The following is an 8,547-nucleotide window of genomic DNA, read 5'->3' as shown; positions in this document are numbered from 1 at the left end:
TTCAATGATGTGTCGAGCGCCTGGACCGATGGTCCGGTGGCCGGTCCGAAATTCTATTCCGAACAGTTCGGTGCCAATGAAGGCAAGGATCTGTCCTATTCCGGTTCGCTGGTGGAAAACCAATCGACCAACAAGTCGCTGGGCGCAAACCTGGCATGGGATGGGCCGGGCGGACTGCGCCTGGAACTCGACGCGCATCATTCGACGGCAGAGTCGGGCGCAAACAATCCCTATGGCACCAGCACCTCGGTCGGCACGGCTGTGTTCGGCGTGCGGAGCCAGACGGTCGATTACACCAACGACCTGCCCATCATTTCGGTCGAAATGCATCCGGGCATCAATGCGTTGGACGCCGGGAACATACAGGCGACCGGCAATGCGTTCCGCAATGCCTATTTCAAGGATCGCATCAACGAAGGCCAGCTGCGTGGCAGCTATGATTTCGAAGGCTCGATCCTCGACAGCCTCGATTTTGGCGTCACCTATATCGAAAACAAGGTGCGGTCGGCCTACGGCTTCATCCAGAACGACACATGGGGCGGATCGACCACGAAGGACCAGCTGTCCGACGACCTCTTCACGCTCGAAACCCTGCCGGACAAGTTCAAGGGCTTGTCGGGCGCGGGCGACGCGGCGATGCTCCAGCAATTCTATACGTTCAATTTCGAGAAGATGGTCGGTTTCCTCGACGATCTGAACGGCATCTGCGGCGGCGATGGCAATTGTCTGTCGAGCTTCACGGTCGATCGCCGAATCCGCGAACGCACCATCGCGCCTTACCTCCAGGCCAATCTGGCCTTCGACGTTGCCAACCGTCCGGCTCATTTCCGTGCGGGCGTGCGCTATGAAAAGACCAAGGTCCGTTCGTCCGCGCTGGTGCCGATCCCGACCGGCACGCAATGGGTGTCCGCCAACGAGTTCAACCTCACCTATGGCACTGGCAGCGACTTCACCACCTTCCGGGGTGATTATGACAATTGGCTACCCGCCATCGACGTCGATTTCGAACCGATCGAGAATGTGAAGCTGCGCGCAAGCTATAGCCATACCATTACCCGCCCGGACTATGCATCGATGCAGGGTGGTCGTACTGTCGATCAACTGTTCCGCATCGGCGGCGGCACCGGCAGCCAGGGCAATCCGGGCCTGCTTCCCTATAAATCGAAGAATATCGATCTGTCGGCCGAATGGTATTATGCGCCATCCAGCTATCTGTCAGTCGGATTTTTCGACAAGCGGGTGCGCAACTTCATTTCGAGCACCCGGATCGACACCGATGCGTTCGGCCTGACCAACCCGGCGGATGGCCCACGCTATCAGGCGGCCGTCGCGGCATTGGGCGCCAATGCCAGCACGACCGATCTGCGCAACTATATCTTCGCCAATTATCCGGCCTCGGTCATCGTCGACAGCTTCGATCCTGCGACCGGCAATTATACCGGCAAGATATTGGGGCTGCCCGAAGATGGTGCGGTGAATTTCCAGGTTTCGACCCCGATCAACTCGGATCAGAGCGCGCATCTCTATGGCTTTGAATTCGCCATCCAGCATAATTTCTGGGACACGGGATTTGGCACCATCCTGAACTATACGATCGTTCGTGGCGACGCGACCTACGACAACAGCCAACCGTCCAGCGTTCCGCAATTTGCGCTGACGGGCCTCTCGGACAGCGCCAACGCCGTCCTCTTCTACGACAAAAAGGGTATTCAGGCGCGTATCGCCTATAACTGGCGCGACAAGTTCCTGGGCGGAACAGGTCCCAACCCCTTCTATATCGAAGCCTATGGCCAGGTGGATGCCAGCGCGAGCTGGGAGTTCAAGAAGGGCTATACCGCCTTTGTCGAAGCCATCAATCTAAACGGCGCCAGCCGCCGTGGCCATCTGCGTAGCGAAAACAACGCCTTCTTCGCTTCGCCCGGCTATGCCCGATATGGCGCGGGCCTTCGCGTCAACTTTTGACGGGATGACTTGATTGAAGTCCGGCACGATGGGACAAGGCTGCACCTGAACCGGTGCGGCCTTGTCCCGCATCAGCCGGGTGGAGAGACAGCGGTGATGTGACGGGACACCGGCACCTCCGCCAAGGAGCCATTAGAGCGTCATGACCCAGCACCAGATCCTTGATTCCCTGACCCATCGCGCTCTGCGTGTTCGGACCGACAGCGGAGCGGCATTGGGTGATGCCGTCATGGCCTGCCTGTTGATGCCGGCCGAATTCCGCCAGGCGCAGGCGCATTTCCCCATATTGTTCCGGCGCGACCTGGAAAGCGGCACCCTCTCGGCGGTGGCGTTGTTCGGCTTTGCCAATGGCGAAAATCTCTTTCTGGAAGCAGGTCATTGGGATGCGGCCTACAAGCCGCTGGCGCAGGCGGTGCAACCCTTCCTGATCGGCCGTTCGTCCGATGGCAGCAGGCCGCCGCAGGTCCATGTCGATATGGGCAGCCCCCGGCTCATCCATGAAGGGAACGAAGGCGTTGCCCTGTTCGACGAGGCAGGGCAGCCCTCCCCCTGGCTGGACAGCATTGCGCAACGGCTCGGCGACCTGGATGCCGCCTTTCAGGCCAGCGCCGATTTCTTTGCTGCGCTGGAACGTCATGCGCTGCTCGAACCCTTTACGCTGGACGTGCCATTGGTCGATGGGACGCGGAACAGCCTGGTCGGCTTTCACATCATCGACGAGGAGCGGTTGCGCGCGCTCGATGCCGTCGCGTTGGATGAGCTGCACCGGGCCGGACATTTGATGCCATTGTTCATGGCGGTGGCGTCGATCGCGCAGTTCAACGAGCTGGTCGCGCGCAAGAATCGTAGAGTGGCCGATGGCTGAGGCGGCTCTGGTCGGCCTGCCTTCGGTCAGGGTGCTACAAGCCACCGACGATGCAACGCTGAATGCTTTGCTGCGAGAAGAAGATACGCCTTTTGTCGTGCGGGGACTGGTGCGCGACTGGCCGCTGGTGCAGGCCGGTCTGGAATCCTATGGCGCCGCCCGCGCCTTTTTGCTGGCCCATGCGCGTGACCGCGACTTTGTGGTGTCGATAGCGGAGCCGGATGCCAAAGGACGCCTGTTCTACGATGACGCCATGGCGGTCAATTTCCGCATGGGCAAAGGCAGGTTGTCCGACATCTTTGCACAATTAGATGCGGCCGAAGGACGAGATGTGGCGCAAGCCCCCACCGTCTATCTCGGCTCCGTCGATATGCAGGAGTTTTTCGACGGACTGGCCGACGCACACCCCATGCCACTGGGTTCGCGCACCCCATTGACATCCCTATGGATCGGCAATGCCAGCCGCATCGCGGCGCATAACGACTTTCCCGATAATCTGGCCTGCTGCGCCGTGGGGCGTCGCCGCTTCACCCTGTTCCCGCCCGACCAGTTCGCCAATCTCTATCTTGGCCCGATCGACATTACCCCGGCGGGACGGCCCATTTCGATGGTCGATTTCGCGGCGCCCGATTTCACAACCTACCCGCGTTTCCGCGATGCGCTTGCGACCGCCCAGGTTGCCGAACTGGAGCCAGGGGATGCACTCTTCATACCGTCCCTTTGGTATCATCATGTCGAAGGGCTGGCCGATTTCAACATATTGGTGAACTATTGGTGGCGCGACACGCCGCGTTATCTGGGGCAGCCCTATAATGCGCTGCACCATGCGATCATGACCATCCGCGACCTGCCCGAAGAGGAGCGCGCGATCTGGCAAGCGATGTTCGACCATTATGTATTTTCGGGCGGTGAGGCAGCCCGCGCCCATCTGCCGGAAAAGGGCCGTGGCGTGCTGGCCCCGTTCGACGCGGAATCTGCGCAACGTATGCATCATTTCCTGTTGAGGAGCCTGTCGCTATGAGCACGCTACCCCCGCCTCGTCGCATCGTCGTCGCCGGTGGCGGCACGGCCGGTTGGATGACAGCCGCCGCGCTCGCCCGTACGCTGGGACCCGTGGCGCAAGTCACTCTGGTCGAAAGCGAGCAGATCGGGACGATAGGGGTGGGTGAAAGCACCATCCCGCCGCTGGTCGCCTATAATCGCATATTGGGCATCAACGAAGCCGACTTCATGCGCGCGACCCAGGCGACGTTCAAGCTGGGGATCAATTTCGAAAATTGGCGTGTGCCTGGCGAAAGCTATTTTCACAGTTTCGGCGGGACCGGCAAGGATCATTGGTCGGCGGGGTTCCAGCATTTCTGGATGCACGGGCAAGCCCAAGGGCATGACGCCCCCTATGGCGACTATTGCCTGGAGTTGAAGGCGGCGGAGGCTGGCCGCTTTGCGCATCTGCCCGACGACCGGATGAACTATGCCTATCAGCTTGATTCGGGGCTTTATGCCCGCTTCCTGCGGAGGATGGCGGAAGCGGATGGCGCCCAGCGGATCGAAGGGCGCATCACCCAAGTCGAACTCGACAGCGAAAGCGGCGACATTGCCGCGCTGCTACTGGACGGCGATCGGCGGATCGAAGGCGATCTGTTCATCGACTGCACCGGCTTTCGCGCGTTACTGATCGAAGGCGCGCTGCATGTTGGCTATGACGACTGGACCCACTGGCTGCCTTGTGATGGCGCGGTGGCGATCCAGACCAGCAGCGTGCGGCCGCCCGTCCCCTATACCCGCGCCATCGCGCATGAGGCGGGCTGGCAATGGCGCATTCCGCTGCAGCATCGGCAGGGCAATGGCATCGTCTATTGTAGCGGCTTCCTGGACCCGGACGCTGCGCTCGAAAAACTTCTGGCCTCGGTCGAAGGCGACAAGCTGGTGCAGCCCAACCCGATCCGGTTCCGCACCGGGGCGCGACGGCGGCAATGGCATCGCAACTGCGTGGCGGTGGGCCTGTCGGGCGGATTCATGGAACCACTGGAGTCCACGTCCATCCATCTGATCCAGCGCGCTGTGCTGCGGATCTTGCGGATGCTGCCCGCGGGCACCGTCAGCCCGCTCGACATCGCCGAATTCAACGATCAACAGATGACGGACATGGAGCAGATCCGAGATTTCCTGATCCTGCATTATAAAGCGACCGATCGGCGCGACACGCCCTTCTGGCGCCATTGCGCGGCCATGGCGGTGCCCGACAGCCTTGCCCACCGCGTGGAATTATTCCGGCAGACCGGCCGCGTCTTCCGCAAGAATGAGGAATTGTTCGCGGAAAATAGCTGGGTCCAGGTCATGATGGGACAGGGAATCACCCCGCAAAGCCATCACCCCATAGCCAGCAAGCTGCGGCCCGACGAACTGACCCATCTTCTGGCGTCGCTCAAGGACCAGGTGTCCCGTACCGTGGCGAACCTGCCGGATCATGCGGCCTATATTGCGCGCTATTGCAGCGCGCAGGAGCCGGTGGCGGCATGATAGCGCGCATCCTCATCGCCGCGCTGCTGTGCGCCAGTGCCGAAGTAGCGGTCGCCGCGCCAGAACAGCCAGGCTGGCACAAGGTCTGGGCGGATGAATTTGATGGCCCGGCACTGGACCCGCGCAAATGGAACCTTGCCGACAATTGCTGGGGCGGCGGCAATGAGGAGCGGCAATGCTACACCCCTAATGCGGCCAACCACCGGGTCGCCAATGGCCTATTGGACATCATCGCGCGGCAGGAAACGCATAAAGGCCCGGCTTTCCCGCCGGACCAGCGCACGACGCCGGATAAGGCGCGCGCCACCCGCACCAAGCCCTGCACATCGGCGCGCCTCTCGACCGATGGCAAGGCATCGTGGCTCTATGGCAAGGTGCAGGTTCGCGCGAAACTGCCGCAGGGCCAGGGAAGCTGGCCTGCCATATGGATGCTGCCCGAAGGATGGGATTATGGCGGCTGGGCGCAATCCGGCGAGATCGACATCATGGAAGCGGTCAATCTAGGAACGCCCTGTGACACCTGCGCAGGACAGGCAGAAAATCGTGTCCTGGGAACGATCCATTTCGGCGGCCTCCCGCCGCGTAACCGCTATATCGGCGACGAAACGCCCATGCCGACCCCACTTGATGGCTTCCACGTCTATGAAATCGAGTGGGACGCCACCGGCATCGTCTGGCGGGTCGACGGCGTGGATTTTGCACGGCGCGCGCCGCATGAATGGCACAGCCTGGGGTCCGACAAGCCAGGCGCGCCGTTCGACCGCCCCTTCCATCTCATCCTCAATCTTGCCATCGGCGGCCACTTGCCCGAAGGACGCAACAGCAAGGGCGTCGATCCCACCGGCTTTCCCAAGACGATGCAGATCGATTGGGTGCGTGTCTGGCAGAAAGACGCCACTCCCCCGACGGAGAATGGGCAGTAAATGGCGCGACGGCGGCTGGCAGTCACGATCAAACATGTTGCGGCAGATGCGGGCGTATCCCTGCAGACGGTGAGCCGCGTCATCAACAGCGAACCCAATGTCCGCCCGGAAATGCGCGACCGGGTACAGGCGTCGATCGATCGGCTGGGCTATGTGCCGTCGATCGCGGCGCAACGGATGAGCGGATCGCGCTCCTACCTCATTCTGGCGCTCAATGACCGCGAACGCACGATCGCGGACTGGCGCGCGCGGCAGGGTACGGACTGGGTCGACCAGATGTTGCTGGGCGGCATGCTGGAATGTGCCGAACATGGCTATCGGTTGATCTTCGAGCTGGTCGATACCCATGCCGATCATCTGGAGCGCGAACTGGGGGCAGCCCTGTCGGCGCTGCAACCCGATGGGGCGATCCTGACCCCACCCCATTCGGACAATCCGCGCATATTGGCGACGCTCAAGCGCCATCATGTGCCCTATGCCCGTATCGGAGCGCAAGGGCGGGACGATGGCGCGCTGCCTGCGGGCATCCGCGTGTCGATGGATGACGAGGGCGCGGCGCGACGCGCGACACGGCACTTGCTGGACCTCGGCCATCGACGCATCGGCTTCATTTCAGGGCCCGCCGAATATCGGCTGTCGGGCTGGCGCGTCGATGGCTGGCAGGCGGAAATGGCGGCGGCGGGCCTGCCTACCGAAGCCCTGCTGGAAACGGGCGATTTCGGCTATGCGTCGGGCCTGCGCGCGGCGCAGACGTTGCTGGCGCGGGAAGACCGACCAACCGCCATCATCGCCAGCAACGACCAGATGGCGCTCGCCACGATCGAGGCGACGCGCGACGCAGGCCTCGCCATCCCCGCCGACCTGTCGCTGGTCAGTTTCGATAACACGCCGCTGGTCCGCTTCACGACGCCACCGCTGACCGCCGTGGACCAGCCGATCGCCGAGACGACGGCGATGGCCGTGCGACTGCTTATCACCGCGCCCAGTGTGACGCTCGATCCGCCTGCGCCCGTCATCATTCCCATGGGCCTGGTCGAACGAGCTTCGACCGCGCCACCGCCCGATGGCGCCTAAGCAAGCAGCAGCGGGCAGCGATCGCCGCTTCCTGCTCCTCTATGCGCTCGCTTGGGCGGGTGCCGCCATCGCCTACACCCCGCTTCTAACCATCCTGCTGCCGGTGCGCGTTGATCTGCTGGCGGGGACGGACAATGTGCGGTGGCTGGCTGCGACCACCTTCCTTGGTGCCATCGCCGCCAGTCTCGCCAATATCCTGTTCGGCTGGCTCAGCGACGTGACAGGGCATCGCCGCCTCTGGGTCGCAACCGGCTTGCTCTTGTCCAGCGGGATACTTTGCCTGTTCCCGCATATTGAGCGGTTGGGGCCACTGATTCTGCTCATCCTGCTGTGGCAAATGGCGCTCAACATGATGTTGGGTCCATTGGCCGCCTGGGCGGGCGATTGCGTGCCCGACAGGCAAAAAGGACGGCTGGGCGGGCTACTCGCCTTTGCGCCAGCGTCCGGGGCGCTGGCCGGCGCGTTGGTTACAGTGCCTGGCCTCGCCGATCCGCCTTGGCGCTTTGCGATGGTGGGCATGATGGCGATGGCCTGCGTCCTGCCGCTGCTGTTGCTAGGGCCGTCGGGCGCGGTCGCCACACAGCGCTCGCACGGCGCGGCCATAGCGCCGCTGCCCTGGTTGCGCGCGATGATCACGCGCATGTGGTGCGCCCGCCTGCTGGTCCAGATCGCGGAGGCCGCCCTATTTGCCTATCTTTATTTCTGGTTTCAGACGATCGACACACGCTTCGACGACGCCATTACGGCCCGCATCCTGACCATGGTCCTGTTCCTGGCGGCACCCTGCGCCTTGATCGCCGGACGCTGGGCCGACCGCCGCGATCGGCCGATAGCCCCGCTCTGCATCGCTGCCTTGATTGCCGCAATCGGCCTCACCGCCATGGCCCTGGCGCGTGGGCCGGTGGCGGCGATCGCCGGATTCATGCTGTTTGGCCTTTCCACCAACATCTTCCTGGCGCTGCATAGCGCGCAGACATTGCGGGTGCTGCCCGACGATGGACGACGGGGCCGCAATCTTGGCCTGTTCAACCTCACCAACACCGTCCCCTCGCTCATCATGCCATCGCTGACGCTTGTGCTGGTGCCGACGCTCGGCTTTTCAGGATTATTTGCGGTTCTGGCTTTGCTGTCCGCCATCGCAGCCATCCTGCTGCGCGATACAAAACGGCACTGATGACCAATCGACGCAAAAGGCTTGATCCT

The 8,547-nt window shown here is 62.5% G+C and carries 7 protein-coding genes (1 of these 7 cut by a window edge); all 7 read left to right on the top strand.

The genetic code is table 11. The annotated features are described in order from the left end of the window. On the top strand, positions 1 to 1,962 hold the 3' portion of the coding sequence (locus tag BSY17_RS02195) for a TonB-dependent receptor (protein ID WP_069064161.1). Its footprint begins 1,005 nt before the window's first position; only the last 1,962 of its 2,967 coding nucleotides appear in the window; its start codon lies beyond the left edge, outside the window; the stop codon is at positions 1,960 to 1,962. A 142-nt stretch (positions 1,963 to 2,104) separates the two neighbouring features. Continuing rightward, a complete protein-coding gene (locus tag BSY17_RS02190) occupies positions 2,105 to 2,827 on the top strand; it encodes a SapC family protein (RefSeq protein WP_069064160.1) in 723 nt (240 codons plus the stop codon). After that, on the top strand, positions 2,820 to 3,848 hold the full coding sequence (locus tag BSY17_RS02185) for a cupin-like domain-containing protein (protein WP_069064159.1): 1,029 nt from the start codon (positions 2,820 to 2,822) through the stop codon (positions 3,846 to 3,848). Before BSY17_RS02190 ends, BSY17_RS02185 begins: the two co-directional genes overlap by 8 nt. Next, complete coding sequence (locus BSY17_RS02180) at positions 3,845 to 5,347, top strand: tryptophan halogenase family protein (RefSeq protein WP_069064158.1); 1,503 nt, start codon at positions 3,845 to 3,847, stop codon at positions 5,345 to 5,347. Before BSY17_RS02185 ends, BSY17_RS02180 begins: the two co-directional genes overlap by 4 nt. Next, the gene (locus BSY17_RS02175) at positions 5,344 to 6,270 is read left to right on the top strand and encodes a glycoside hydrolase family 16 protein (RefSeq protein ID WP_069064157.1); all 927 of its coding nucleotides are present in this window, start codon (positions 5,344 to 5,346) and stop codon (positions 6,268 to 6,270) included. Before BSY17_RS02180 ends, BSY17_RS02175 begins: the two co-directional genes overlap by 4 nt. Next, positions 6,271 to 7,344 carry a LacI family DNA-binding transcriptional regulator gene (locus BSY17_RS02170; protein ID WP_069064156.1) on the top strand — a complete coding sequence of 358 codons (1,074 nt, stop codon included), beginning with the start codon at positions 6,271 to 6,273 and terminating at the stop codon, positions 7,342 to 7,344. Further along, on the top strand, positions 7,334 to 8,518 hold the full coding sequence (locus BSY17_RS02165) for an MFS transporter (RefSeq protein WP_069064155.1): 1,185 nt from the start codon (positions 7,334 to 7,336) through the stop codon (positions 8,516 to 8,518). Before BSY17_RS02170 ends, BSY17_RS02165 begins: the two co-directional genes overlap by 11 nt. Positions 8,519 to 8,547: the final 29 nt, after the last annotated feature.

It is taken from the genome of Sphingobium sp. RAC03, assembly GCF_001713415.1.
Classification (GTDB): domain Bacteria; phylum Pseudomonadota; class Alphaproteobacteria; order Sphingomonadales; family Sphingomonadaceae; genus Sphingobium.
This window is presented reverse-complemented; position numbering and strand designations above follow the sequence as displayed.

Coding starts and splice junctions, on each gene's coding strand:
- BSY17_RS02165 (WP_069064155.1), top strand. CDS start 7,334: ATGGCGCCTAAGCAAGCAGCAGCGGGCAGCGATCGCCGCTTCCTGCTC.
- BSY17_RS02190 (WP_069064160.1), top strand. CDS start 2,105: ATGACCCAGCACCAGATCCTTGATTCCCTGACCCATCGCGCTCTGCGT.
- BSY17_RS02170 (WP_069064156.1), top strand. CDS start 6,271: ATGGCGCGACGGCGGCTGGCAGTCACGATCAAACATGTTGCGGCAGAT.
- BSY17_RS02185 (WP_069064159.1), top strand. CDS start 2,820: ATGGCTGAGGCGGCTCTGGTCGGCCTGCCTTCGGTCAGGGTGCTACAA.
- BSY17_RS02175 (WP_069064157.1), top strand. CDS start 5,344: ATGATAGCGCGCATCCTCATCGCCGCGCTGCTGTGCGCCAGTGCCGAA.
- BSY17_RS02180 (WP_069064158.1), top strand. CDS start 3,845: ATGAGCACGCTACCCCCGCCTCGTCGCATCGTCGTCGCCGGTGGCGGC.